The organism is Pseudomonas sp. GW822-FHT02G04, from assembly GCF_058802085.1.
The window spans coordinates 1-25,744 of the sequence record NZ_JBXANU010000006.1 but is presented as its reverse complement, the minus strand read 5'-3'; the positions used below and the strand labels follow the sequence as shown (position 1 = coordinate 25,744).

Here is a 25,744-nt window from a genome sequence, read left to right as displayed (position 1 = left end):
AACGAAGAATGACCGCATGATGGGCCGGGATTCTAGCATTTAGTCGGGGGATGGTGTAGGAAGCTGCACAAGCGCTTGAAGGGAGATGTCTGGCACGGCTTGTAACAGCTGCCGAGCTGCGTACTGTGGCGAGGGGGCTTGCCCCCGTTCCAGTGCGTAGCGCTGGCATGGTTTCGGAAATGCTCAAGGGCTTGGGGCTGCTTCGCAACCCAACGGGGGCAAGCCCCATCGCCACAGAAACCACAAGGGGAGCCGAAGCTCCCCCAGAAGTAGTTGCGTGCTCTATTTTTATTATTGGTTTCGGGCTTCTTGTTTTTGTTGAGCGCCCTCGCCATGAAGTTTTCCTTCATGACCCTCCCAATCGGGAGCCAAGAGCAAACGGATTGCTTTGGTCGCTGTGTTGCTATGATCGTGTGATCCAACCAGTTCAGGCACTGTCTTGAGACAGTTTTTTATTGTTCTCGGCCTGGTTGCGGGGCAAGCCCCAAATGCAACGCCTCTCCAAAAGAATCAGTTAGCTACGCCTCTCGCCGTCTTGTTTTTATTGTGCGTGAGTCGATTCGTCTTATTTTTATTGTCTTGTGCATTACTTGTTATTGTTCTTGTACCGAACATATAGCAGGGTGCGTGCCAACTTTTGTGAAGCCCAGTAAAACAAGGGGTTAAGCGGGCTAATGGTGTTTTTCGAGGCCAAAAAAAACCGGGGCTTCGTTACCGTAAGCCCCGGCTTCTGTTACGTGAAAAAGCTGAGGTAACAGTTTTTCCACAATGTCACGTGTTACCCGCGCATCTGACAGGCGCGGTTCAGCTCTCGCTGGCCACCCCGGTTTTGCGCCGCGGGATGCCCAGGCGCTGGCGGCGTTCCCACAAGCATTTGCGACTGACCCCGAGTTTGCGGGCCAGTTCGGTTTCGGTCATGTGATCCTGATGCTCCAGCACGAAGTGCTGGAAGTAGTCTTCCAGGGACAAATCTTCGGTCGGTTCGTGGCTGGTGTTACCGGCGTTGTTGCCCTGCTGGGGCGCGAGGCCGATGAAATCGTCGTCTTCCAGATCGCTGAGTTCGATGTCGATGCCCAGCAGCTCGGCGGAAATCTCCGGGCTCTCGCACAGAATCACCGCACGCTCGACCGCGTTTTCCAGTTCGCGAACGTTACCCGGCCAGGAGTAATGCCGGATCGCCTGCTCGGCATCCAGGGCGAATTTCAGATCGGTGCGGTTGACCCGCGCGCTCTGCCGCGCCAGGAAGGCATTGGCAATTTCATTGACGTCCGCACCGCGCTCGCGCAGGGCCGGCAGTTTCAGGGCGATCACGTGGAGGCGGTAATACAAGTCTTCACGGAACTGGCCGATCTTCGCCAGGCTCTTGAGGTCCCGGTGGGTCGCGGCGATCAGGCGTACATCGACCTTCTGCGACTGGACCGAGCCAACCCGGCGGATTTCACCTTCCTGCAATACGCGCAACAGGCGGGCCTGGGCTTCCAGTGGCAGTTCACCGATTTCATCGAGGAACAAGGTGCCGCCGTCCGCCGCTTCCACCAACCCGGCACGCCCGGCGCTGGCGCCGGTGAACGCGCCTTTTTCGTGGCCGAACAGTTCGGACTCGATCAGGCTTTCCGGGATGGCTGCGCAGTTCACCGAAATCATCGGTGCCTTGGCGCGTTTGGACAGGTTGTGCAGGGCACGTGCTACCAGTTCTTTACCGGTACCGGATTCGCCCTGGATCAGGACATTGGAATCGGTCGGCGCGACTTTACGGATTTTGCTGTACAGGTCCTGCATCGGCGGGCAAGAGCCGATGATGCCGATTTCGCCGTTGCTGTTGTCGACACCGCTTTTGGCTGCGGCGCCATTGGACGCTTTGCCGACGACCGGCTCACCGCTGGCTTGCGCCGATTGCCGGTCACGCAGGATTCGCGCGACGGCCTGGAGCATCTCGTCGTGATCGAAAGGCTTGGCGATGTAGTCCACCGCGCCCATTTTCATGGAGTCGACGGCCGAACGCAGGCTGGCGTAACTGGTCATGATCAGCACCGGAGTGCCCTGGCCAAGTTTGATCAACTCGGTACCCGGCGCGCCCGGCAGGCGCAGGTCACTGACGATCAGGTCAAACGTGGGAATGCTGAAACGCTCTTGTGCTTCCTGCACGGATCCGGCTTCGCTGACCTGGTACTGGTTACGTTCCAGCAGACGGCGCAAGGCGGAGCGGATAATTGTTTCGTCTTCGACGATCAAAATGTGCGGCATTGATTCGATACTCTCGACGGTCTCAGTTCACAGCGGACGTCGCTTCGACATGACGCGGTAAGGTCACCCGGATACGGGTGCCGCGTTGGCTTTGAACATCAGCCGGGCTGTCGATGGTGATTTGTCCATAATGCTCTTCAACGATGGAATAGACCAGTGCAAGGCCCAGACCGGTGCCTTCGCCAGGATCCTTGGTGGTGAAGAAGGGTTCGAACAGTCGGTCCATGATGCTCGAGGGAATACCGCTGCCTTCGTCTTCGACGATCAGATCGACCGTGTGTTCGCCGGCTTCGCTCTTGACGCGCACTGCACTGCCCGGAGGCGAGGCGTCACGGGCGTTCGAGAGCAGATTGATCAATACCTGGGCGAGCCGCTGAGGGTCACCTTCGACCCAGTGATCAGGGTCGCACAGGTTGTAGAACTGTACTTCGAAATTGCGCCGGTTCAAGGCCAGCAGGCCGATGGCATCCTGGGCCACTTCTGCCAGACAAACGGGCTCGTCGCTGTGCTGATGACCGCCCGCATGGGCGAAGCTCATCAGCGACTGAACGATGCGTGACACGCGTTTGGTCTGCTCGAGGATCTGCCCGCTGATTTCCGTGAGTTCGGAGTCTTCTTCACGTTCTTCGCGCAGGTTTTGCGCGAGACAGGCAATGCCGGTGATCGGGTTGCCGATTTCATGGGCCACGCCGGCCGCCAATCGGCCGATGCTGGCCAGACGCTCGGAGTGCACCAGTTTGTCTTCGAGCATCTGGGTTTCGGTCAGGTCTTCCACCAGCAGTACCAGGCCGCTGTTACCCGGTGCCAGCGGTTCGTCGATCGCCGCTTTGTGCAGGTTCAGCCAGCGGGTCTGGCCATCGAGGGCCAGGTGCTGCTTGTGCAAGTGTTCGTCCGGCAGATTGATGAAGCCTTGCAGCAGCTCTTTCCACGGATCGGCAATGGTGCTCAGGCGCGAACCGACCACACGCTGCGCGGCAATCCCGGTCAGCTCCTCCATGGCTTTGTTCCACATGAGGATTTCCTGGTCCTTGGCCAGCGAGCACACGCCCATCGGCAATTCCTGCAGGGTCTGGCGGTGATAGCGGCGCAGGGCATCGAGTTCGGCGGCAAGGCCGGTGAGGCGCGAGTGGTAATCCTCGAGGCGACTTTCGATGAAGTGGATGTCTTCGGTGACGTAGTTTTCGCCGCCGGCCTTATAGGGCAGGAATGTTTCGACCATGTCCTGCGCCACGCTCGGGCCCATCAGGCCGGAGAGGTTGGCTTCGATACGGTCACGCAAACGACGCAAGGCATAAGGCCGGCGTTCGTCGAACGGCAGATAGAGGTCGCGCAGCGCCTGTTCGACTTCCTTCTGAGCGGCCTTGGCACCCAGCGGTTTGGCCAGTTGCGTGGCGAATTCCTGAGGCGAGGCGGCATGCAGTTCGCGGCGTTGCGGGCGGCGAACGTTGTCCACCGCGCAGGCTTCGGCGGCGCTGGCCTCTTCGGGGCTGGCGTTGGTGAACAGTGAAATCAGGGTGAACATCAGCACGTTGGCGGCCAGCGAGGCAATCGCCGCCATGTGCCAGCTGGTGTCGTCCAGCACGTAAATCATGTTCAGCAGCGGAATGTAGAAGCCTTGCAGATTGCCGACCAGCGGCAACAGCATGGTCACCAGCCACACCAGAATCCCCGCCAGCAAGCCTGCGATGAAGCCGCGTCGGTTGGCGGTCGGCCAGTACAGCACCGACAACACCCCTGGCAGGAACTGCAACGTGGCGACGAAGGCGACGATGCCGAGGTTGGCCAGGTCCTGTTCCGCGCCCAGCATCAGGTAGAAACCGTAGCCGGCCATGATGATCGCGACGATCAGCGCCCGGCGGGTCCATTTCAGCCAGCGGTAGATATTGCCCTCGGCCGGCGGCTGATAGAGCGGCAGCACCAAGTGGTTCAGCGCCATCCCGGACAGCGCCAGCGTGGTGACGATGATCAGCCCGCTGGCCGCCGACAATCCACCGACATACGCCAACAGCGCCAGGGCTTTGCTATTGGCGGCGATGCCGATGCCCAGGGTGAAATATTCCGGATTGGTGGTGGCGCCGAGTTTCAGCCCGGCCCAGAGAATCAGCGGCACTGCCAGGCTCATCAGCAACAGGAACAGCGGTAAGCCCCAGCTCGCGCTGACCAGAGAGCGCGGGTTGAGGTTTTCGGTAAAGGTCATGTGGTACATGTGCGGCATGACGATCGCCGAGGCGAAGAACACCAGCAGCAGCGTGCGCCATGGGCCTTCCTGCAGTGGCGTGTGCAGGGCGGCGAGGGCGGTCTGGTTTTGCAGCAGCCACAGTTCCAGTTGTTGCGGGCCGTCGAACACGCCATACAGCGCATACAGGCCGACGCCACCAATCGCGATCAGCTTGATCACCGACTCGAAGGCAATCGCGAACACCAGGCCTTCATGTTTCTCGCGGGTGGCGATGTGGCGCGAGCCGAAGAAAATCGTGAACAGCGTAATCAGCGCGCAGAAACTCAGGGCCACGCGATGTTGCACCGGCTCGCGGGTGAGGATGCCGATGGAGTCGGCCACCGCCTGAATCTGCAATGCCAGCAACGGCAGCACGCCGACCAGCATGAAAATTGTCGTCAGCGCGCCGGCCCAGGTGCTGCGGAAACGGAACGCGAACAGGTCGGCCAGCGATGAGAGTTGGTAAGTGCGGGTGATTTTCAGGATCGGGTACAAAAGCACCGGCGCCAGCAGAAACGCCCCGGAAACCCCGAGGTAGCTGGACAGAAAACCGTAGCCGTACTGATAGGCCAGGCCCACTGTGCCGTAAAACGCCCAGGCACTGGCATAAACGCCCAGCGACAGGGTGTACGTCAGCGGGTGGCGAATGATCGCCCGGGGGATCATCCCCCGTTCACTGATCCAGGCCACACCGAACAGCACCGCCAGGTACGCGGCGCTGATCAGGATCATCTGGGTCAGGCTAAAGCTCATCGGCATCTTTTTGGCTCTGCAGGATGAAGGTCACGACGATCAGAATCAGCCAGAGCAAATAAGGGCGATACCAGGCGCCAGTGGCGTCGATCCACCAATCCATGATGGCCGGGGAGAACAGATAAATCCCCACTACCAGGAGCAGGACCAAGCGATAGATGTACATCCCGGCCTCTCTCTTTTATGCGCGTGCCCGAAAACGTGCGGCGATGGTAACGGATGGGTGCGCCACTGCAAGTGGCATCACTGCAGTTGCGCTTCAGGCAATGTCAGTGTGCGCGGGATCAGCGACGCATCCCAGTGGGCGATGCCCCAGTTCAGTACTTCCCGTGGCGTGGCGTCATTCAGTTCGGTAACAGGATTGTGCCCCAGCGCCCGCAATGCTCGCAGCAACAGCGGCGTGGCCTGATCTTCGGCCAACGGCGGCGAGCGATAGGACTTGCCGAGTTTGTGGCCGTCCGGCTGGGTAATCAGCGGGATGTGCAGGTAGCGCGGTTGCGGCAGGCCGAGCAGTTCTTGCAGATAGAGCTGGCGTGGCGTGGAGTCCAGCAGGTCGGCGCCGCGCACGATATCAGTGATGCCTTGCCAGGCATCGTCCAGCACTACCGCCAATTGATAGGCGTAGAGCCCGTCACGGCGACGAATTACGAAGTCACCCACCTCGCGGCCCAGGTGTTGACGGAATTCGCCCTGCACCCGGTCTATGAAGTGGTATTCCAGCTCTGGTACGCGCACGCGGATCGCCGCATTCTCGGTGCCGTGCCCCGCGTTGCGGCAGAACCCGGGATAGATGCCGTGATACGGCTCCAGTTGCTTGCGCGAGCAGGTGCACGCATAGGCCAGGCCCTGGCTGAACAGGCGATTGAGGACGTCGGCGTAGGCCGCGTGCCGGTCACTCTGTCGGACCATCTCGCCATCCCACTCGAAACCGTAGCTTTCCAGCGCCTTGAGAATCGCCGCCTGAGCGCCGGGCTCCTCACGTGGCGGATCGAGATCCTCCATGCGCACCAGCCAGCGCCCGCCGGCCGAACGGGCGTCGAGGTACGAGGCTAGCGCGGCCACCAGCGAACCGAAGTGCAGATGCCCGCTGGGCGTGGGGGCGAAGCGCCCGATGTAGGTGGGGGAGGAGATGGCAGTCATGGCGATTATTTAACGTCTAAAAGCGTCAGAAACAAAAACGGAGCGTTCGCACGCTCCGTCTTTCGTTCAAGTCGAGATTACTTGCCGACTTGCTTTTCCTTGATTTCCGCCAGGGTCTTGCAGTCGACGCACATGTCGGCGGTAGGGCGGGCTTCCAGTCGCTTGACGCCGATCTCGACGCCGCAGGACTCGCACCAACCGTATTCTTCGTCTTCGATCAATTGCAGGGTCTTGTCGATTTTCTTGATCAACTTGCGCTCGCGGTCGCGGGCGCGCAATTCGAGGCTGAATTCCTCTTCCTGGCTGGCACGGTCTGCCGGGTCAGGGAAGTTGGCCGCCTCGTCTTTCATGTGATCAACAGTACGGTCGACTTCCTGCATCAAGTCCTGTTTCCACTTGTTCAGGATCTTGGTGAAGTGAGCACGCATGGGCTTGCCCATGTACTCTTCGCCCTTCACTTCTTTGTAGGGTTCGAAGCCGCTGATCGACTGATTTTGCTGCTTTGCTTGGGTGGGCATGAAATGGACCGCCTCTACTCTTGTAATCCATTGCGCAGGATTGCTCCATCACCGACACCTGCCGGCCCTGCGGCTGCAAGCGGGCGAACTTACCAGATCAAATCGGACCGCGCTACTCCCGGATGTCGAGCCCGCGGCCCGTGGTGCTTGCAAAAGATTGCAAAGCTTCGTCTGGTGGCTAAGGAGACCTGATCAATTATTGATTTTAGCCAAACCTGAGACATACGCTTGAATCAATTGAGGCCTGCATTATATGGGCTCGGACCGCTTTAGACTCTCGCTCGTTCCTGCGCTTGGGTAGAATCAATTCTTTTCCCCCGTTGTAAGGAAGGCTAATGGCTCTGTCCTACAGTGCGCGCAGTCGCGCTATCGAACCGTTCCACGTCATGGCTCTGCTGGCGCGGGCCAATGAGCTGCAAGCGGCCGGCCACGACGTGATTCACCTGGAAATCGGCGAGCCGGACTTCACCACCGCCGAGCCGATCATTCAGGCCGGCCAGGCCGCGCTGACGGCGGGGAAGACCCGTTACACCGCCGCCCGTGGCATTCCCGAGCTGCGTGAAGCCATTTCGGGCTTTTATCAGCAGCGCTACGGGCTGAACATCGATCCGCAGCGCATCCTGATCACGCCTGGCGGTTCAGGCGCGTTGCTGTTGGCCAGTGCCTTGCTGGTGGATCCGGGCAAGCACTGGCTGCTGGCCGACCCGGGTTACCCGTGCAACCGGCACTTCCTGCGCCTGGTGGAAGGCGCGGCGCAACTGGTGCCGGTCGGCCCGGACGTGCGTTATCAACTGACCCCGGACCTGGTCGCGCGTCATTGGGATCACGACAGCGTCGGCGCCCTGGTGGCATCGCCGGCCAACCCCACCGGGACCATCCTGACCCGTGATGAGCTGGCCGGGCTGTCCGCGGCGATCAAGGCCCGCCACGGTCATTTGGTGGTCGACGAGATTTACCACGGCCTGACTTACGGCACGGACGCGGCCAGCGTGCTGGAAGTCGATGACAGCGCTTTCGTCCTCAATAGTTTTTCCAAGTATTTCGGCATGACCGGTTGGCGCCTTGGTTGGCTGGTCGCGCCTGAAGCGGCGGTCGGTGAACTGGAAAAGCTCGCCCAGAACCTCTACATCAGTGCACCGAGCATGGCCCAGCACGCGGCATTGGCCTGCTTCGAGCCCGCCACCATCAGCATTTTCGAGGAGCGCCGCGCCGAGTTCGGTCGACGTCGTGACTTCCTGCTGCCAGCCCTGCGGGAATTGGGTTTCGGCATCGCTGTTGAACCGGAAGGCGCGTTCTATCTGTACGCCGATATCAGCAAGTTCGGCGGCGATGCCTTCGCGTTCTGCCGACACTTCCTCGAGACCGAGCACGTTGCGATCACCCCGGGGTTGGACTTCGGGCGTCATCAGGCCGGGCATCATGTGCGGTTTGCCTACACCCAAAGCCTTCCGCGCTTGCAAGAAGCAGTCGAGCGGATCGCCCGCGGTTTGAAGAGCTGGCAAGGCTGATGCGCTTTCATCCTCCCCTTGAAGAGGGTCGCTTGATTCGTCGTTACAAGCGTTTTCTTGCCGATATCGAAACCGTTGGCGGCGAGTTGCTGACCATTCACTGCCCGAACACTGGCTCGATGCTTAATTGCCAGGTCGAGGGCGGGCAAGTCTGGTTCAGCCGCTCCACCGACCCCAAGCGCAAGTTGCCCGGCACTTGGGAAGTTGGCGAAACCCCACAGGGGCGGCTGTTTTGCGTGAACACCGGGCGCGCCAACGGCTTGATCGAGGAGGCGTTGCAGGCCGGCGTCATCACCGAGTTGAACGGCTTTACCGAACTGAAGCGCGAAGTGGCCTACGGTCAGGAAAGCAGTCGCATCGATTTTCGTCTCGATTACCCGGGCGGCCCGGCTTATGTTGAAGTCAAAAGCGTCACCCTGGGCTTCGATGGCTCGGCAGTGGCGGCATTTCCTGACGCGGTGACCCAGCGCGGGGCCAAGCATTTGCGCGAACTGGCGCATTTGGCCAGGGACGGGATTCGCGCAGTGCAGTTGTATTGCGTGAACCTGACAGGGATCGACGCGGTACGTCCTGCCGAAGAAATCGATTCGGCCTACGCAGCTGCGTTGCGTGAGGCGGTGGCGTGTGGAGTCGAAGTGCTGGCGTATGGCGTGCGCTTGACCCACCAAGAGATGGTGGTCGATCGGCGGCTGGATGTGTTGCTTTAGAGCGTAACCCAGATCCCTTGTTCATCCTCGCGGCAGAGGATGGTAGTCAGGGATTGCCCGGCGCAGGGTCCGGCGACGCATTCACCGTCCTCGATCAGAAACAGTGCGCCGTGGGTCGCGCACTGGATCAAGCTGTTGCTGGGGTCGAGAAACTGGTCGGGTTTCCATTCCAGTCCGACGCCCCGGTGCGGGCAGCGATTTTCATACACATACACCCGACCGCCCCGGCGCACGGCCAGGAGCTTCTGGCCGTCGACGTCGAAACCGCGACTGCTGGCGTCAGCCAATTCGGCGCCTGTGCAAAGAAACTTCATGTCTATCCTCAAGTCCTGCGGCTCGTGACCCGGTATGTCCGAGCTTGACGTTCAAATGCAAGCAATTATCAAATGGTGGCTCGCCTGCAGGGCGATTGCCGGATGCCGAGGATACTTGGCCTGTCATCTCTATGCCCGGGAAACCTTTAAAGGAGGCTGTTTATGCACCTGTTCGATCCCGGTACGACTGGCCAATGACCCTTCTGGTTAAACCTCGTGCGTTGTTCATTGGCTTGAGCCTGCTGTGTTTGCTGGCGATCTGGCTGTCGCTGGCGTTGGGGTCGGTGAGCTTGCCGTTGTTCGACACCTTGCGCGCGGCGCTGCGCTTGGTCGGCCTGCCGATTGCTGCCGACGGGTTGGAGCAGGCCGAACTGATCCTCGGGCAAATCCGCCTGCCGCGAACCTTGCTGGGCTTGGCGGTGGGCGGCGTTCTGGCGCTGTCCGGCGTGGCGATGCAGGGCTTGTTTCGCAATCCTCTGGCCGACCCGGGCCTGGTGGGGGTGTCGAGCGGTGCGGCACTGGGCGCGGCTATCGCGATTGTCGGTGGCTCGGTATTCGGTGGACTGCCTGAATCCATCGGACCTTATCTGTTGTCAGTGTGCGCGTTTCTCGGCGGGTTGGGTGTGACGGCGCTGGTCTATCGACTGGGGCGACGCGATGGCCAGACCAACGTCGCGACCATGCTGCTGGCTGGTATTGCATTGACTGCCCTGGCTGGTTCGGCGGTCGGGCTCTTCACCTATCTGGCGGATGACGCGACCCTGCGCACCCTGACGTTCTGGAACCTGGGCAGTCTTAACGGCGCCAGTTATGCGCGACTCTGGCCGTTGCTGCTGGTGAGCACCGGCGTGGCGCTGTGGTTGCCGCGTCGGGCCAAGGCCTTGAACGCATTGTTGCTGGGGGAGTCGGAGGCCGGTCACCTGGGTATCGACGTCGAAGGACTCAAGCGCGAATTGGTGTTCTGCACGGCGCTGGGTGTCGGCGCGGCGGTAGCTGCGGCGGGGATGATCGGGTTTGTCGGCCTGGTGGTGCCGCATCTGGTGCGACTGCTGGTCGGCCCCGATCATCGGGTGTTGTTGCCGGCGTCGGTGTTGGCGGGGGCCAGTCTCCTGTTGTTTGCCGATCTGGTGGCGCGGCTGGCCCTGACGCCGGCTGAGTTGCCGATCGGGATTGTCACGGCCTTCATCGGCGCGCCGTTCTTTCTGTATTTATTGCTCAGAGGGCGTGCCTGATGTTGCGAACGCAGAACCTGCAAATCCGCCGCGGTCGAAAGATTGTCCTGACGGACATAACCCTTGAGCTTAAACCGGGCGAAGTCCTCGGCGTGCTGGGGCCTAATGGCGCCGGTAAAAGCACGTTGCTCGGCGCCCTGTGCGGCGAATTGCCTGCGGACCACGGCAGTGTCTGGCTTGATGAGCGTGAGCTGAGTCATTGGAACGGAGCGCAGCGAGCCCAGCGTTTGGCGGTGTTGCCGCAAGTGTCGACCCTGGACTTTGCCTTTCGCGTCGAAGAAGTGGTCGGCATGGGCCGCCTGCCTTATCAAAGCGGTCGGGTCCGGGATGACGAGATTGTCGCCGCCGCACTGCAGGCGGCCGATGCGGGGCACTTGAGCGGTCGCAGTTATCTGGCGTTGTCCGGCGGCGAACGTCAGCGGGTGCATTTGGCGCGAGTGTTGGCGCAGCTCTGGCCGGGCGAGGCGGGGCAGGCGTTGTTGCTCGATGAGCCGACGTCGATGCTCGACCCGCTGCATCAGCACACCACTCTGCAAGCGGTGCGTGAATTCGCCGATCGCGGTGCGGCGGTGCTGGTGATCCTGCATGATCTGAACCTGGCGGCGCGCTATTGTGATCGCCTGTTACTGCTCGAAGGTGGGCGTCCTGTGGTGCTGGACACGCCGGAACAGGTATTGCGCCCGGAACCGCTCAAGGCTGTGTTCGGGCTGGAAGTATTGGTGCAACCGCACCCGGAGCGTGGGCATCCGCTGATCATCGCCCGCTGAGGTGTTTTAGGGATGAAAACACGCATGATGGTTTTTCTGGCCGCGCTGATACTGAGTGCTTGCCAGCATGTAGCGGTGCCGCCGGTCAGCGGCGAAATCCGGGATCTGCGCAGCGGTCAGACCCTGACGGCGCAAGAACTGCTTGCACGGTTGGCGGAACCTTCGCGGTTGATCGTCGGCGAGCAGCATGACAATCGTGATCACCATCAACTGCAATTGTGGTTATTGCAGGCACTGGGTGAGCGACGGCCTCAAGGCAGCCTGCTGCTGGAAATGCTGACGCCGGCTCAGCAACAGCGCGTCGATGACGTTCGGCATGCCTCACCGCTGCCGACCGATTTGTCCGGGGCATTGGCCTGGCAGCCGGGATGGGACTGGAATCTTTACGGGCCGATCGTTCGTTTTGCCCTGACTCAGCCATACCCGTTACTGGCGGCCAATCTGGATACGCCTGAAGTCCGTACGGTCTATGCCAAACCGACAACATTGAGCGGTACGCGATCCAACGCTCCCACGGTCAAGAATGAGTTGCTGGCACAGATCAGCGATTCCCACTGCGGCTTGTTGCCTGAATCACAGATGCCCGCGATGCTGGCCGTCCAGCAGCAGCGTGACCGGCGGATAGCCGAGCGATTACTGGCGGCACCGATGCCTTCACTGTTGTTTGCCGGCGCGTTCCACGCACGCAAGGATGTCGGGGTGCCGATCCATGTGCTGGATCTGGGTGAGCAGGCTCCAACGGTATTGATGCTGGCGGAGCAGGGCGCTGAGGTCACGCCGGCCATGGCTGATTACGTCTGGTATACGCCAGCCACGCCGCCACAGGATTACTGCGCGCAAATGCGCAAGCAGTTCGGCAAGCCGTCAGGCCAATAAAATCAGGTGAGTTTTCCACAGGCAAAAAAAGACCCGGCAAGAGCCGGGTCAAATAACCGTGATTAGCCTGATGAGGAGATAATCTGAGAGTCCGAACCAAGGGCTTTTCAGAATATCGACCAGTCTCGCGACCAGTTGTGATAATAATAGCGATTCTCATTACCAAGTCAACCGCTGATTTCCCATTTCCGTGAATTACGTCATTCCTTCGCTGGAAAGCCCCGTAATCATTGGGTTTCAGGCTGTGCGTTCGAGTGAAATTACCCGTTCAATTCTTGTGGCGAGACGAAATAGCATCCAGCTGTTTGTTCAAGGCTTCCTTGCGCTCGGCGGGAATGTCGTTCCAGTGAACATCCATCAACGCGCCTTCAATCGCATACAACAACACCTTGGACGCCCGAAAACCGCGAGTGCGCACGGCCCGATAAGCATCCACAGCTCCCAGCCGACGCAAGTCCGAGGCACTGTGGATGCCCACGGCATGCAGCCATTGCGCCGACGTCTTGCCAAGATTCTTCAGGTGTTGCAGTTCATCATTCATCAAGCCTCCTTGCGACAGCCGAATGGTGCGTGGGCGAGCCTCTCAGCAGTGTAGCCATCAGTAGGAAAAGCGTGATTGTTTGGTCGGTTTCGACGCAAAAGCTTCTAAGAGGAAAACTCAAGAAGCGGCGGGAAAAGGTGGCTGATGCAACCCGATGGCGTATGGAAAATTGAGTTTTCGAGCAAAAAAACTACAAAGTCCAGCGCAAAGCGGGGGCGCCGGACTGAGTGAAACATCGCTTTTTAGCGGGTGCGATAACGCAGGCGTGTCCCGAAATTCATCGACATCAGAATCTCATCGGCACTCAGCTCTGGCGGGAAGTAGGCGCCGGAGATCTGCGCGTGGGCCAGGCTCGCGCCTTCCAGGGATGAGTTGCGAAAGTCGATGCCGCGCAAGTCGGCAGAGCGAAAATAGGCATCGGTGAAGTCGATGCCATCGGCGTTCAGTTCACGCAGATCGAGCCCTCGGAAGTCACCACCGACCATGTCGATAGGTCCATCTTTCGGGCGTTCATTATTGAAGCTTGTGATGTCGTCTTTGTGCAGCAAGGCATAAAGCGGGGTGTCGAGAAGTTTCGGCTGGCTCATGTCACATCACCTGATGGTTTTATGACGCCAGTATAGTGCCACTATTTGACAGCCGTGAAGCCGGCGAGGGCTTCACGGTTGAAATAGTTTCTTACAGGCCAGGCAGGCGCTGGCGAATCTGCGCTACGACGGTGTCGAGGGTGCCACTTTCATTGGTCTGGACGCGTTTGCTGCAGAGGATTTCTGCTGGCGTCAGTGCTTCGCGGCTGGCTTGCTGGGCGGCGATAACAGCCAGATTGGCGTCGGACGGATCGTTGTTGTCCGCCTGGCGTTGCTTCAACCAGCTCTCGATCACCGCTTGCGGTGCGTCGCAATCGAGGATCAGGAACGGCGCGCCGGTGGCCTCGGCGATTTTTGCCGCGCTGTCGCGTTGGTCGCGCTTGAGATAAGTGGCATCGATCACCACCGGGAAGCCGGCACGCAGAATCACATTGGCAACTTCATGCAGACGGGCATAGGTGGCGACGCTGGCGTCGGCGCTATAAATGCCGGCCTGCGGGTCGTTCGGTACGGTCTGTTCGCCGAACATACGCTTGCGCTCGACATCCGAACGCAGGCGAATGGCGCCCAATGCCTCCACCAGGCGCATGGCCACATGGCTTTTGCCGACGGCGGAAACACCGTGGGTGATCGCCAGGAAACGCGAAGGAATGGTGCTGTAGCTTTCCGCCAGGTTGGCGTAGTTGCGGTACTGACGCAGAGTGGTAGCGCGCTGCACCGGGTCGGCCTCGGCCGGCATGCTGAACAGGCTGACCTTGGCGCGAACCAGCGCGCGGTAGGCTTTATAGAAGTTCAGCAGCTCAAGGCCCTGGTAGTCGCCGGTCAGTTCCAGGTATTGGCTGATGAAACGGCGCGCCAGGCTCTTCAGGCCGCGGTCTTCCAGGTCCATTGCCAGGAAACCGGTGTCGGCGTAAACGTCGGTGAAGCGGAACGGTTCGTTGAACTCGATGCAGTCGAAGATCACCACTTTGCCGTCGATGACGGTAGCGTTGCCCAGGTGAATGTCACCATGGCATTCGCGAATGAAACCGTCGGCCTTGCGCTGGGCGAACAGCGGCTTGAGGCGCTCGAAGCTGCTTTCGGCCCAGGCCTGCAGTGCCTCGAGTTGCAGCAGATCGGCCTTGTCGCTGAGGAACGGGCGGATCTGTTCGAAGTTCTGCCGTACCGGCGCCATGACGCTGTCCGGCGTGCCGGCTTCGTGTTCGGCGGGCACTTTCGGTGCGCTGAGGTGGAATTGAGCGATCTGCGCGGCCATCTCGTCGATGTGCGCGGTGGTCAATTCGCCGTTGGCTTGCAGGGTGCTGAGTAGTTGGCTTTGTGGGAACTGACGCATTTTCAGGGCGTAGTCGACAACCGGACCGTCGCCGCCCAATTGTGGTACCTCGGCGCTGCCGGTGATCGGCAACACTTCAAGGTACAAGTCATGGGTCAAGCGCTGGTTCAGGCGCAGCTCTTCACCGCAGAAATGCTCGCGAGCCTCAAGGCTGGTGAAGTCGAGGAAGCCGAAATTCACCGGCTTCTTCACTTTATAAGCATAGGGGCCTGTGAGTATCACCCAGGAAATATGGGTCTCGATGACCTGGAACCCTTCTACGGGATGCGGGTAGAGGGCCGGGTTTTGCAGGGCAGCGATCAGGGACTGGCTCACAGGTGATCCTTCAGAGTCTGGGGGGAATTCAAGGCCGTCATTATGGCTGCAAGTCCGTCCGACGCAAACCTCAGAGGGCTCCTGTTGAGGATGAATAAAGTGCGTATAATCCGCCGCCATGACTCGAACTCGATCCCCCCGCACCCCTAAAAAACCACCTTCCAAGGGCATGCGCCCCTGGCTGGGCTGGGCCCTTAAACTCAGCCTGGTCGGCCTTGTGGTGCTCGCCGGGTTCGCGGTTTACCTCGACGCCGTGGTCCAGGAGAAGTTCTCCGGCAAGCGCTGGACTATCCCGGCCAAGGTGTACGCGCGCCCGCTCGAGCTGTTCGTCGGACAGAAGCTCAGCAAGGACGACTTCCTCACCGAACTCGATGCCTTGGGCTACCGGCGCGAAGCGGTCAGCAACGGCCCCGGCGCGGCAGCGGTCAATGGCAATACCGTCGACTTGAATACCCGAGGCTTCCAGTTCTATGAAGGCATGGAGCAGGCGCAGCCCGTGCGCGTGCGGTTCTCCGGCGATTACGTGGCCGAGCTCTCGGCGACCAACGGTTCGAAGCTTTCCGTGGTGCGACTGGAGCCGCTGCTGATCGGCGGCATTTACCCGAAAAACCTTGAAGACCGCATCCTGATCAAGATCGATCAGGTTCCGCCGTATCTGCTCGAAACCCTGGTTGCCGTAGAAGACCGGGATTTCTACAGCCACTGGGGCGTGTCGCCGAAGTCGATTGCCCGAGCTATCTACGTCAACACCTCGGGCGGCAAGATGACCCAGGGCGGTAGTACGCTGACGCAACAGTTGGTCAAGAACTTCTACCTCACCAATGAGCGCAGCCTGACCCGTAAGCTCACCGAAGCCATGATGGCGATGTTGCTTGAGCTGCATTACGACAAGAGCGAAATTCTTGAGGCTTACCTCAATGAAGTGTTCGTCGGCCAGGATGGTCAGCGCGCGGTGCACGGCTTCGGCCTGGCCAGCCAGTTCTTCTTCGGGCAGCCATTGTCCGAGCTGAAACTGCATCAAGTCGCTTTGTTGGTGGGCATGGTCAAGGGGCCGTCCTATTACAACCCCCGTCGCAACCCTGAGCGGGCGTTGGAGCGGCGCAATCTGGTACTCGATGTTCTGAAGGAACAAGGCGTTGCCAGCGCCGAGCAGGTTGAGGCGGCGAAGAAAATGCCACTGGGTGTGACCACTCGCGGCAAGTTGGCCGACAGCTCGTTCCCCGGCTTCCTCGATCTGGTCAAACGTCAGTTGCGCGAAGACTACCGCGACGAAGACTTGACCGAAGAAGGGCTGCGAATCTTCACCAGTTTCGACCCGATCCTGCAGATGAAAGCCGAAGCCTCGGTCAATGACACGTTCAAACGTCTTTCGGGTCGCAAGGGTTCCGATGACGTGGAAGCGGCGATGGTCGTGACCAACCCGGAAACCGGCGAAGTCCAGGCCATGATCGGTAGCCGTCAGGCGAGTTTTGCCGGTTTCAACCGGGCGCTGGACGCGGTACGACCGATCGGTTCTTTGATCAAGCCGGCGGTTTATCTGACGGCCCTTGAGAAACCGAGCCAGTACACGTTGACCAGTTGGCTGTCGGACGACTACTTCTCGGTCAAGGGTGCGGACGGTCAGATCTGGAAACCGCAGAACTATGATCGCCGTTCTCACGGTACGGTATTCCTTTATCAAGGGTTGGCGCATTCCTACAACCTGTCGACCGCGCGTCTCGGGTTGGCGGTGGGCGTGCCGAATGTCTTGAAGACCCTTGCACGACTGGGGGTGAGTCGCGAGTTCCCGGCGTTCCCGTCGATGTTGCTCGGTGCCGGCGGTATGACCCCGATCGAAGTGGCGACCATGTACCAGACGCTGGCCAATGGCGGGTTCAATACGCCGATGCGCGGGATTCGCAGCGTACTGACTGCCGAGGGAGAGCCGCTCAAGCGTTATCCGTTCCAGATTCAGCAGCAATTTGATCCGGCGTCCATTTACCTGATCCAGAACGCCATGCAGCGCGTCATGCGTGAAGGTACCGGCAGTTCGGTTTACAACGTGTTGCCGAAAACCCTGACCCTGGCCGGCAAGACCGGTACCAGTAACGATTCGCGGGACAGCTGGTTCGCCGGCTTCAGTCAGGATCTGCTGGCCGTGGTCTGGCTGGGGCGCGATGATAATGGCAAGACACCGTTCACCGGTGCCACCGGTGCGTTGCAGGTCTGGACCAGTTTCATGCGCAAGGCCGATCCGCTGCCGCTGGACATGCCGCAGCCGGACAACATTGTTCAGGCCTGGGTCGATTCACGTACCGGGCAAGGTTCCGAAGCCAACTGCCCAGGCGCGGTGCAGATGCCGTATATTCGCGGCAGCGAACCGCCTCCCGGTGCTGCTTGCGGTGGCGAAAGCCCTGCTGAATCGGTGATGGATTGGGTCAAGGGCTGGATGAATTAAGCAAAGAGGATTTGAAGTGAACAAGTGGTTGATTCCAGCGGTGACTGCCGTGGCTTTGCTCAGCGGCTGCTCCACTGTACAGCGTGGTTCGATCCCGGTTGTGGATTCCGGTACTGCCGTCTCCAACAGCGAGCGGATTTCGGCGAATGGTGGTTTCCGTCAGTCGACGGTGAAACGTCCTGTACAAGCTCAGACTCAGGCGATCCCGCAAGGTGACACCGGCGTCGTGGTGATGGTCCCGGGTGGTGGCGCCGTCTCCTCGGCACCGATCAGCACTTCGCCGATCACCCCGGGTCCGATTACTCCGGGGCCGATTGATACCTCGCCGGTTCAGTCGGCACCGATCAATCAGGGCAGTTACAGCATGCCATCGACGCCCAGTGGGATTCCTTCGGCGAACTCCGGCGGTCTGTCCGCCGATGAGCAACTGGACGGTCCGGTCCTGGCATTGTTGACCACCGCCCAGCAGCAACAGGCCAGTGGCGACCTTAATGGCGCATCTTCCAGCCTCGAACGTGCCCAGCGTGTTGCACCGCGCGAGCCGCAAGTGCTTTATCGCCTGGCCCAGGTACGTATGGCTCAAGGTGATGCGGCGCAGGCCGAGCAGTTTGCCCGTCGTGGCCTGACGTTCGCCAATGGGCGTCCGGATCTTCAGGCCAGCCTGTGGGAATTGATCGCCCAGGCCCGTGAGAAGCAGGGTGACCCGGCCGGTGCAGCGTTGGCTCGTCAGAAGGCCAAGGTTTCGCTGTGATGGATATGCGCTTTCCGAAGATTGCCGAGCAGTTGCTGTTGATCGAGCGCGAACTGCGCGTTCAGGGCTGGTGGGATGAAGTGCCGCCGTCCGCTGAGGCGCTTTCCAGCGTTGAACCGTTTTCGGTGGATACGCTGGATTTCGAGCAATGGCTGCAATGGATCTTCCTGCCAAGGATGAAGTCGATCCTGGAGCAGGATCTGCCATTGCCCAACGCATCGGGGATTCAGGAGATGGCCGAAATGGTCTTCGCCTCCCGCAACGTCCAGGGCAAGGATCGGCAGCTTCAGGTACTGCTCAAAGAGTTCGACGGGTTGATCACTGCCTCCCGCTGACTCCCGATCCGTTGTAGGAACCGTAGGAACCGTAGGAGCTGTCGAGTGAAACGAGACTGCGATCTTTTGATTTTGTTTTTAAAAGCAACGTCAAAAGATCGCAGCCTCGTTTCACTCGACAGCTCCTACATGCAGTTTTTCGTAATCTGTTTCTGTGCTTCGGTGATGCGCTCCTGACGTTGTTGGTCGGTCAGGCGGCGCGTCTCGCCGTCGACTTCCTCCCGTAATCGCGGATTGTTCTGCAGTTGAGCCAGGTTCGTCCGGGCTTGTTCGCAGAACACCTTCAGTTGGGCCTGCTGCTCGGCGACCTGCTTTTTCACTTTTTTATCGATGGCTTTTTGATCGCCTATGACGTTGCCGCGCGATGGCGCGCTCGGCTTGCCGACGAGCGGGGAGGGCGTGACCATCAAGGTGGCCTCTCGGCCCTGGGGCGGTTGCGCATCGAAATGGGTGACGCCCTGGGCATCGACCCATTTATAGATCTGACCCGCCATGCACAAAGGGCTCAGGCTGATCAGCAGGCTGGCGGTGAAGATGAACGTTCGCATGCGATTTCCTTGTCATGGGTGCGCAATTGAAGCTAACACAGTTGCGGTTTAAAGGTTTTTTCTTGCGTTCTCATGCGCTTAGTTCAATAAAGCACATTGACGGCTTGACTTGCGATGGGCGAAACAGAAGAATCCAAAGTCCGCTGTAGAGGGACTGCCAGAAGCAGACCCACTCGGTAGATCATGAGGCGCACATCCGCGCCGACCTGTTACACCCGCAACGCGTTACCTCGCGCTGGGTGGGAAAGGCCCGCAACACTTGGGACGATCCCAATACTTGCTCAGTCAGTGCTGACGTAGTCGGCGACCACCGTCGCTCATGCTCTGCCGAGAAGTAAACCTATTAAGACCCGTCCTCTTGTATGTGGGCGGTATTCTGGCGTTTTAGAGGTGAACAACGTGGAGCTTTTATCTGGCGGTGAGATGCTCGTCCGCTTTTTGCGTGACGAAGGCGTCAAATATATCTACGGGTACCCGGGCGGTGCTCTTCTTCATGTCTACGATGCCCTGTTCAAAGAACCGGAAGTGACCCACATCCTGGTTCGTCACGAGCAGGCTGCGACCCATATGGCTGACGGCTATGCCCGTGCCACCGGTAAAGCCGGCGTGGTACTGGTGACGTCCGGCCCGGGCGCAACCAACGCCATCACCGGTATTGCCACGGCCTACATGGACTCCATTCCGATGGTGATCATTTCCGGCCAGGTGCCTAGCACCATGGTAGGCACCGATGCGTTCCAGGAAACCGACATGATCGGTATCTCCCGGCCGATCGTGAAGCACAGCTTCATGATCAAGCACGCCTCGGAAATCCCGGAAGTCATGAAGAAGGCGTTCTACCTGGCGCAATCCGGTCGTCCTGGTCCGGTCGTTGTCGATATCCCGAAAGACATGACCAACCCGGCCGAGAAGTTCGAATACATCTTCCCGAAAAAAGCCAAGCTGCGTTCCTACAGCCCGGCCGTTCGCGGTCACTCCGGGCAAATCCGCAAGGCAGCCGAAATGCTTCTGGCGGCCAAGCGTCCTGTGTTGTACTCGGGCGGCGGCGTGATCCTCGGTGGTGGCTCTGCGCCGCTGACCGAACTGGCGAAGATGCTCAACCTGCCAGTGACCAATACCCTGATGGGCCTGGGTGCCTACCCTGGCACCGACCGTCAGTTCATCGGCATGCTCGGCATGCACGGCAGCTACACCGCCAACCTGGCGATGCACCATGCCGATGTGATCCTTGCAGTTGGCGCGCGTTTCGATGACCGCGTGATCAACGGCCCGGCCAAGTTCTGCCCGAATGCCAAGATCATTCACATCGACATCGACCCGGCTTCGATCTCCAAGACCATCAAGGCAGACGTGCCTATCGTTGGTCCGGTCGAGAGCGTCCTGACCGAAATGGTCGCGATCCTCAAGGAAATCGGCGAGACCCCGAACAAGGAGTCTGTTGCCAGCTGGTGGAAGCAAGTCGATGAGTGGCGCGGTGACCGCGGCCTGTTCCCTTATGACAAGGGCGACGGCAGCATCATCAAGCCACAGACCGTGATCGAAACCCTGTGTGAAGTGACCAAGGGCGACGCCTTTGTGACCTCCGACGTGGGTCAGCACCAGATGTTCGCGGCGCAGTATTACAAGTTCAACAAGCCGAACCGCTGGATCAACTCCGGTGGCCTGGGCACCATGGGCTTCGGTTTCCCGGCGGCCATGGGCGTCAAGTTGAGCTTCCCGGATTCTGACGTCGCCTGCGTAACGGGCGAGGGCAGTATCCAGATGAACATTCAGGAACTGTCGACCTGCCTGCAATACGGTTTGCCGGTGAAGATCGTCAACCTGAACAACGGCGTGCTGGGCATGGTTCGCCAGTGGCAGGACATGAGTTACGGTAGCCGTCACTCGCACTCCTACATGGAATCGCTGCCTGACTTCGTCAAGCTGGCCGAAGCCTATGGTCACGTGGGCATCCGCATCACTGACCTGAAGGACTTGAAGCCGAAGCTGGAAGAAGCCTTCGCCATGAAGGATCGCCTGGTGTTCCTCGATATCCAGGTCGATACCAGCGAGCACGTCTACCCGATGCAGATCAAAGACGGCTCCATGCGCGATATGTGGTTGAGCAAGACGGAGCGTACTTAATCATGCGGCACATTATTTCCCTGCTTCTGGAAAACGAACCGGGCGCTCTGTCTCGTGTAGTCGGCCTGTTTTCGCAGCGCAACTACAACATCGAAAGCCTGACCGTGGCGCCAACCGAAGACCCGACTTTGTCGCGTCTGACGCTGACCACTGTCGGCCACGATGAAATCATCGAGCAGATCACCAAGAACCTGAACAAGCTGATCGAAGTGGTCAAACTGGTCGACTTGTCGGAGAGTGCTCACATCGAGCGCGAACTGATGCTGGTCAAGGTCAAGGCCACCGGCGCCCAGCGCGCCGAGATCAAGCGCACCACCGATATTTATCGTGGGCAGATCGTTGATGTCAGCGCCAGCGTGTATACCGTTCAATTGACCGGTACCAGCGACAAGCTCGACAGCTTCATTCAATCGATCGGCACTGCCTCGATTCTGGAAACCGTACGCAGTGGCGTCACCGGGATTGCCCGCGGCGACAAAGTACTGAGCATCTAAACCAAATTAGCGAATGGCCTGAAGGGCCAGATATAAAGGGGAAATTCATGAAAGTTTTCTACGATAAAGACTGCGACCTGTCGATCATCCAGGGCAAGAAAGTTGCCATCATCGGTTACGGCTCCCAAGGCCACGCTCAAGCGTGCAACCTGAAAGACTCCGGCGTTGACGTTACTGTTGGCCTGCGTAAAGGTTCGGCCACCGTTGCCAAAGCCGAAGCCCACGGCCTGAAAGTAACCGACGTTGCTTCCGCCGTAGCAGCTGCCGACCTGGTCATGATCCTGACCCCGGACGAGTTCCAGTCCTCCCTGTACAAGAACGAAATCGAGCCGAACATCAAGAAAGGCGCCACCCTGGCCTTCTCCCACGGCTTCGCGATCCACTACAACCAGGTTGTTCCGCGCGCTGACCTCGACGTGATCATGATCGCGCCGAAAGCTCCGGGCCACACCGTGCGTTCCGAGTTCGTCAAAGGCGGCGGTATCCCTGACCTGATCGCTATCTACCAGGATGCTTCGGGCAACGCCAAAAACGTTGCACTGTCCTACGCTGCCGGCGTTGGTGGCGGTCGTACCGGCATCATCGAAACCACCTTCAAGGACGAGACTGAAACCGACCTGTTCGGCGAACAAGCCGTTCTGTGCGGCGGTACCGTTGAACTGGTAAAAGCCGGTTTCGAAACCCTGGTTGAAGCTGGCTACGCGCCGGAAATGGCCTACTTCGAATGCCTGCACGAACTGAAGCTGATCGTTGACCTCATGTACGAAGGCGGTATCGCCAACATGAACTACTCGATCTCCAACAACGCTGAGTACGGCGAGTACGTGACAGGTCCGGAAGTAATCAACGCCGAATCCCGTCAGGCCATGCGCAACGCCCTGAAACGTATTCAGGACGGCGAATACGCCAAGATGTTCATCAGCGAAGGCGCCACCGGCTATCCTTCGATGACCGCCAAGCGTCGTAACAACGCCGCTCACGGTATCGAAATCATCGGTGAGCAACTGCGCTCCATGATGCCGTGGATCGGTGCCAACAAGATCGTCGACAAAGCCAAGAACTAAGTCACGAGCTTGTACGGAAAACGCGGCCTAGGCCGCGTTTTTTCGTTTGGATCCGCCGGTTCTGGTATAAAGCTGCATCGTTTGCGGTCGAACCGTCGTCCCAGACACCTGTCGAAACTTTCCACCCCGTTGCAAGGTAATGTCCATGAGCGAACGTCCCGAAGAGCCAAAGCAGGCTTCTGACGCCGAAAGCCTTCTGCCCATCGATGAGCACATCGAAGAAGGGCATGATGCCGAAGGCCGTAAAGTCCGGCATCGTGGTATCTATCTTCTGCCGAATCTGTTCACCACTGCGAACCTCTTCGCAGGGTTCTATTCCATCATCAACTCGATGAGCGCCCAGAGTGCCTTGAGTGCTGGTGATGCGATCGGGGCGAGCAAGTACTTTGCGTTTGCCGCGATCGCGATTTTCGTCGCCATGGTGCTCGACGGTCTCGACGGTCGCGTTGCGCGCATGACCAATACCCAAAGCGCCTTCGGTGCCGAGTACGACTCGCTGTCGGACATGGTTGCCTTCGGTGTCGCGCCGGCATTGCTGGCGTTCGGCTGGGCCTTGGGTGATATGGGCAAGGTCGGCTGGATGGTCGCCTTCATCTATGTGGCGGGTGCGGCGTTGCGCCTGGCGCGCTTCAACACGCAGGTCGGCACCGCCGACAAGCGCTACTTCATCGGTCTGGCCAGCCCGGCTGCGGCCGGTGTGGTCGCGGGAATTGTCTGGGCGTTCAGCGATTACGGCATTCAGGGCTCCAAAATGTCGTTCCTGGTTGCGCTGATGGTTGCCGCCGCGGGCATGCTGATGGTCAGTAACATCAAGTACAACAGCTTCAAGGAGCTGGACTTGAAGGGGCGCGTTCCCTTTGTCGCGATCCTGGCAGTGGTGCTGGTATTTGCCGTTGTATTCAGTGATCCACCGCGCATCCTGCTGCTGGTTTTCCTTGCCTATGCGGCTTCCGGGCCGGTGCAGTACCTGCTGCGTCTTCGTCGGCACAAAAAAGCCGAGTGATGTAATTTCCCTCATACTCCGCAGTCTATGGGTGCATCTGTCCTCCAATGCTGCGGAGTTGCCATGCTGATCAAAGTCCCCAAAGCGTCTGACTGTCATGAGTCGGACGTCACGCCTGAATCTCTCTACCTTTCCCGTCGCAATATATTAGGCGCCGCCGTCGCCGGTTTGGCTGTGAGTACGCTGCCGCGCTGGGCGAGTGCCGACGATGCTGCGCGTTATGCCGATGTCGAGCCTGGCAAGGCGCCGTCCTGGTTTGCCGAAAAACTGCCTTCCACTAAATGGGGGGCGGTCAACGTCAAGGATGAAGCAATCACGCCTTTCAAGGATGCGACCCACTACAACAACTTCTATGAGTTCGGTACCGACAAAGGCGATCCTGCGGCCAACGCCGGTGCGCTAAAAACAGAGCCGTGGAGCGTGGTGGTAGACGGGGAGGTGGGTAAGCCGGGGCGGTATGCGCTGGAAGACTTCATGAAGCCTTATCAGCTGGAAGAGCGTATTTATCGTCTTCGCTGTGTGGAGGCCTGGTCGATGGTCATTCCGTGGATAGGTTTTCCAATTTCGGCTTTGCTGAAGGAAGTAGAACCGACGTCCAAGGCCAAATTCATTCGCTTTGAAACCCTGCAAGATCCCAAGAGTATGCCTGGACAGCGTTCTGGCTTCGCCTTGATCGACTGGCCATATGTAGAAGGGCTGCGCCTGGATGAGGCGATGAATCCGTTGGCGATTCTCGCGGTAGGCATGTATGGGCGTGAGTTGCCCAATCAGAACGGTGCGCCGCTACGTCTGGTGGTGCCGTGGAAATACGGCTTCAAGAGCATCAAGTCCATCGTGCGAATCAGCCTGGTCAGTGAGCAGCCGAAAACCACCTGGCAGAGCATTGCCTCGAATGAGTATGGCTTTTATGCGAACGTGAACCCGACAGTCGACCACCCGCGCTGGACGCAGGCGCGGGAAAGGCGTTTGCCGAGCGGTCTGTTCAAGCCCAATGTGCGGGACACGCAAATGTTCAACGGCTACTCGGATGAAGTCGCTTCTTTATATGCAGGGCTCGATCTGCGGAAGAATTACTGATGCGATATCTGTTCTGGCGTACTGGTGTCTTTATCGCCGCAGCGATTTGGCCGCTGCTTTGGTTGTATCAAGCCTGGGCGGATGTGCTGGGACCTGATCCAGGAAAGGTGCTGGTTGATCGTCTGGGGTTGGGGACGCTTGTCCTGCTGCTCATTACGTTAAGCATGACGCCTTTGCAGAAACTCACCGGTTGGTCGGGGTGGATAGCTGTCCGGCGGCAGTTGGGGTTGTGGTGTTTCGCCTATGTGGTTTTGCATTTGAGCGGTTATACGGCATTCATCCTCGGCTTTGATTGGTCACAGCTGGGTGTCGAGTTGCGCAAGCGGCCGTACATTATTGTCGGCGCGCTGGGGTTTCTCTGTTTGTTGGCGCTGGCGGTTACCTCCAATCGGTACAGTCAGCGGCATTTGGGCGTTCGCTGGAAAAAATTGCATCGGTTGGTCTATGTGATTCTCGGGCTTGGGCTGCTGCATATGTTGTGGATTATTCGTGCTGATCTGAGGGAGTGGGCGATCTACGCTTCTATAGGCGCGTTGTTATTAGTCTTGAGATTGCCGCCTGTAACCCGCCGAATTCCACGTTTAATTGTTAAAAAGGTACCTTCTGCAAGAAAGGCGTAATTAAAGGTTGACGGCAGATTCTGGACGTCTATAATTCGCCCCACTTCCGGCGCAGTCGAAACGGAAAACTCCTTGGTAAACAATGAGTTATGCAGTTTTCGGCAGCGGTTACGCTTCAGTTCATCGAAGCCCAGAAGGAGTTGGTAAGGCAGTATGTTGTTGCCTTATTGACGGTTCGATCTTCTCGGTCGAAAGCGGAGAAAAAGAGGTGTTGACAGCAGCGACTAACGCTGTAGAA

Annotated in this window: 24 protein-coding genes; 14 read left to right on the top strand and 10 right to left on the bottom strand. The window is 59.1% G+C overall.

Annotated features, from left to right (window positions below; genetic code table 11):
• Nucleotides 1-804 precede the first annotated feature (804 nt).
• The 5 genes from AC1RO5_RS10220 to dksA all read right to left on the bottom strand — a co-directional run bounded on the left by AC1RO5_RS10220 (nt 805) and on the right by dksA (nt 6,873).
• Nucleotides 805-2,244 (bottom strand): sigma-54-dependent transcriptional regulator, encoded by a 1,440-nt coding sequence (locus AC1RO5_RS10220; protein WP_007938062.1) that lies wholly within the window; start codon nt 2,242-2,244, stop codon nt 805-807.
• 22 nt (nt 2,245-2,266) lie between these two features.
• A complete protein-coding gene (locus tag AC1RO5_RS10215) occupies nt 2,267-5,221 on the bottom strand; it encodes a sensor histidine kinase (RefSeq protein ID WP_493174790.1) in 2,955 nt (984 codons plus the stop codon).
• The gene (locus AC1RO5_RS10210) at nt 5,205-5,381 is read right to left on the bottom strand and encodes a hypothetical protein (RefSeq protein WP_003176118.1); all 177 of its coding nucleotides are present in this window, start codon (nt 5,379-5,381) and stop codon (nt 5,205-5,207) included. Before AC1RO5_RS10210 ends, AC1RO5_RS10215 begins: the two co-directional genes overlap by 17 nt.
• A gap of 77 nt (nt 5,382-5,458) precedes the next feature.
• Complete coding sequence (gluQRS, locus tag AC1RO5_RS10205; protein ID WP_493174789.1) at nt 5,459-6,355, bottom strand: tRNA glutamyl-Q(34) synthetase GluQRS; 897 nt, start codon at nt 6,353-6,355, stop codon at nt 5,459-5,461.
• A gap of 77 nt (nt 6,356-6,432) precedes the next feature.
• Nucleotides 6,433-6,873: an RNA polymerase-binding protein DksA gene (gene dksA / locus AC1RO5_RS10200; protein WP_007902025.1), complete on the bottom strand. Its 441-nt coding sequence runs from the start codon at nt 6,871-6,873 to the stop codon at nt 6,433-6,435.
• Between the two features lie 335 nt (nt 6,874-7,208).
• Here dksA and AC1RO5_RS10195 point away from each other — a divergent pair, with 335 nt between their 5' ends.
• Entirely contained in the window at nt 7,209-8,381 is a 1,173-nt protein-coding gene (locus AC1RO5_RS10195) for a pyridoxal phosphate-dependent aminotransferase (protein WP_018930205.1), read from the top strand.
• Nucleotides 8,381-9,088: a DNA/RNA nuclease SfsA gene (gene sfsA / locus AC1RO5_RS10190; protein WP_493174788.1), complete on the top strand. Its 708-nt coding sequence runs from the start codon at nt 8,381-8,383 to the stop codon at nt 9,086-9,088. The genes AC1RO5_RS10195 and sfsA overlap by 1 nt, the downstream gene beginning before the upstream one ends.
• Here sfsA and AC1RO5_RS10185 read toward each other — a convergent pair.
• Entirely contained in the window at nt 9,085-9,402 is a 318-nt protein-coding gene (locus tag AC1RO5_RS10185; protein WP_007938052.1) for a Rieske (2Fe-2S) protein, read from the bottom strand. The two genes, sfsA and AC1RO5_RS10185, sit on opposite strands and share 4 nt — an antisense overlap.
• Nucleotides 9,403-9,650: 248 nt before the next feature.
• On the opposite strand from AC1RO5_RS10185, the gene AC1RO5_RS10180 reads away from it, so the two are divergent.
• Genes AC1RO5_RS10180 through AC1RO5_RS10170 form a run of 3 tightly spaced genes read left to right on the top strand, consistent with a single transcriptional unit; the run spans nt 9,651 to nt 12,277 of the window.
• Nucleotides 9,651-10,634: a FecCD family ABC transporter permease gene (locus AC1RO5_RS10180; protein ID WP_493174966.1), complete on the top strand. Its 984-nt coding sequence runs from the start codon at nt 9,651-9,653 to the stop codon at nt 10,632-10,634.
• Nucleotides 10,634-11,401, top strand: a complete 768-nt coding sequence (locus tag AC1RO5_RS10175; RefSeq protein WP_493174787.1) for a heme ABC transporter ATP-binding protein — start codon at nt 10,634-10,636, stop codon at nt 11,399-11,401. Before AC1RO5_RS10180 ends, AC1RO5_RS10175 begins: the two co-directional genes overlap by 1 nt.
• A gap of 12 nt (nt 11,402-11,413) precedes the next feature.
• Nucleotides 11,414-12,277, top strand: coding sequence for a ChaN family lipoprotein (locus AC1RO5_RS10170; protein WP_493174786.1), 864 nt, complete (start codon nt 11,414-11,416; stop codon nt 12,275-12,277).
• Nucleotides 12,278-12,545: 268 nt separating this feature from the next.
• On the opposite strand, the gene AC1RO5_RS10165 is transcribed toward AC1RO5_RS10170, so the two are convergent.
• The 3 genes from AC1RO5_RS10165 to AC1RO5_RS10155 form a co-directional block, all read right to left on the bottom strand.
• Nucleotides 12,546-12,818 carry a TfoX/Sxy family protein gene (locus AC1RO5_RS10165; protein ID WP_009050884.1) on the bottom strand — a complete coding sequence of 91 codons (273 nt, stop codon included), beginning with the start codon at nt 12,816-12,818 and terminating at the stop codon, nt 12,546-12,548.
• A 242-nt stretch (nt 12,819-13,060) separates the two neighbouring features.
• The gene (locus tag AC1RO5_RS10160; protein ID WP_019582853.1) at nt 13,061-13,405 is read right to left on the bottom strand and encodes a pentapeptide repeat-containing protein; all 345 of its coding nucleotides are present in this window, start codon (nt 13,403-13,405) and stop codon (nt 13,061-13,063) included.
• 91 nt (nt 13,406-13,496) lie between these two features.
• The gene (locus AC1RO5_RS10155; protein ID WP_493174785.1) at nt 13,497-15,053 is read right to left on the bottom strand and encodes a bifunctional aminoglycoside phosphotransferase/ATP-binding protein; all 1,557 of its coding nucleotides are present in this window, start codon (nt 15,051-15,053) and stop codon (nt 13,497-13,499) included.
• Between the two features lie 118 nt (nt 15,054-15,171).
• Between AC1RO5_RS10155 and mrcB the strand changes: the two genes are divergently transcribed.
• The 3 genes from mrcB to AC1RO5_RS10140 are packed head-to-tail and all read left to right on the top strand — an operon-like array spanning nt 15,172 to nt 18,576.
• Nucleotides 15,172-17,490, top strand: a complete 2,319-nt coding sequence (mrcB, locus tag AC1RO5_RS10150; protein ID WP_493174784.1) for a penicillin-binding protein 1B — start codon at nt 15,172-15,174, stop codon at nt 17,488-17,490.
• A gap of 16 nt (nt 17,491-17,506) precedes the next feature.
• Nucleotides 17,507-18,241, top strand: a complete 735-nt coding sequence (locus tag AC1RO5_RS10145) for a tetratricopeptide repeat protein (RefSeq protein WP_493174783.1) — start codon at nt 17,507-17,509, stop codon at nt 18,239-18,241.
• Entirely contained in the window at nt 18,241-18,576 is a 336-nt protein-coding gene (locus AC1RO5_RS10140; protein WP_493174782.1) for a YqcC family protein, read from the top strand. Before AC1RO5_RS10145 ends, AC1RO5_RS10140 begins: the two co-directional genes overlap by 1 nt.
• Before the next feature lie 125 nt (nt 18,577-18,701).
• Here AC1RO5_RS10140 and AC1RO5_RS10135 read toward each other — a convergent pair whose 3' ends face one another.
• Nucleotides 18,702-19,124: a DUF4124 domain-containing protein gene (locus AC1RO5_RS10135; RefSeq protein WP_493174781.1), complete on the bottom strand. Its 423-nt coding sequence runs from the start codon at nt 19,122-19,124 to the stop codon at nt 18,702-18,704.
• 399 nt (nt 19,125-19,523) lie between these two features.
• On the opposite strand from AC1RO5_RS10135, the gene AC1RO5_RS10130 reads away from it, so the two are divergent.
• The 6 genes from AC1RO5_RS10130 (at nt 19,524) to msrQ (ending at nt 25,506) form a co-directional block, all read left to right on the top strand.
• A complete protein-coding gene (locus tag AC1RO5_RS10130) occupies nt 19,524-21,248 on the top strand; it encodes an acetolactate synthase 3 large subunit (protein WP_007938031.1) in 1,725 nt (574 codons plus the stop codon).
• A 2-nt stretch (nt 21,249-21,250) separates the two neighbouring features.
• Entirely contained in the window at nt 21,251-21,742 is a 492-nt protein-coding gene (gene ilvN / locus AC1RO5_RS10125; protein ID WP_003205610.1) for an acetolactate synthase small subunit, read from the top strand.
• Nucleotides 21,743-21,789: 47 nt separating this feature from the next.
• The gene (gene ilvC / locus AC1RO5_RS10120; RefSeq protein ID WP_003228216.1) at nt 21,790-22,806 is read left to right on the top strand and encodes a ketol-acid reductoisomerase; all 1,017 of its coding nucleotides are present in this window, start codon (nt 21,790-21,792) and stop codon (nt 22,804-22,806) included.
• 145 nt (nt 22,807-22,951) lie between these two features.
• Nucleotides 22,952-23,809, top strand: coding sequence for a CDP-diacylglycerol--serine O-phosphatidyltransferase (pssA, locus tag AC1RO5_RS10115; protein WP_008006914.1), 858 nt, complete (start codon nt 22,952-22,954; stop codon nt 23,807-23,809).
• Between the two features lie 63 nt (nt 23,810-23,872).
• Nucleotides 23,873-24,886, top strand: coding sequence for a protein-methionine-sulfoxide reductase catalytic subunit MsrP (gene msrP / locus AC1RO5_RS10110; protein ID WP_493174780.1), 1,014 nt, complete (start codon nt 23,873-23,875; stop codon nt 24,884-24,886).
• Complete coding sequence (msrQ, locus tag AC1RO5_RS10105; protein WP_493174779.1) at nt 24,886-25,506, top strand: protein-methionine-sulfoxide reductase heme-binding subunit MsrQ; 621 nt, start codon at nt 24,886-24,888, stop codon at nt 25,504-25,506. The genes msrP and msrQ overlap by 1 nt, the downstream gene beginning before the upstream one ends.
• The last annotated feature ends 238 nt before the right edge of the window (nt 25,507-25,744 follow it).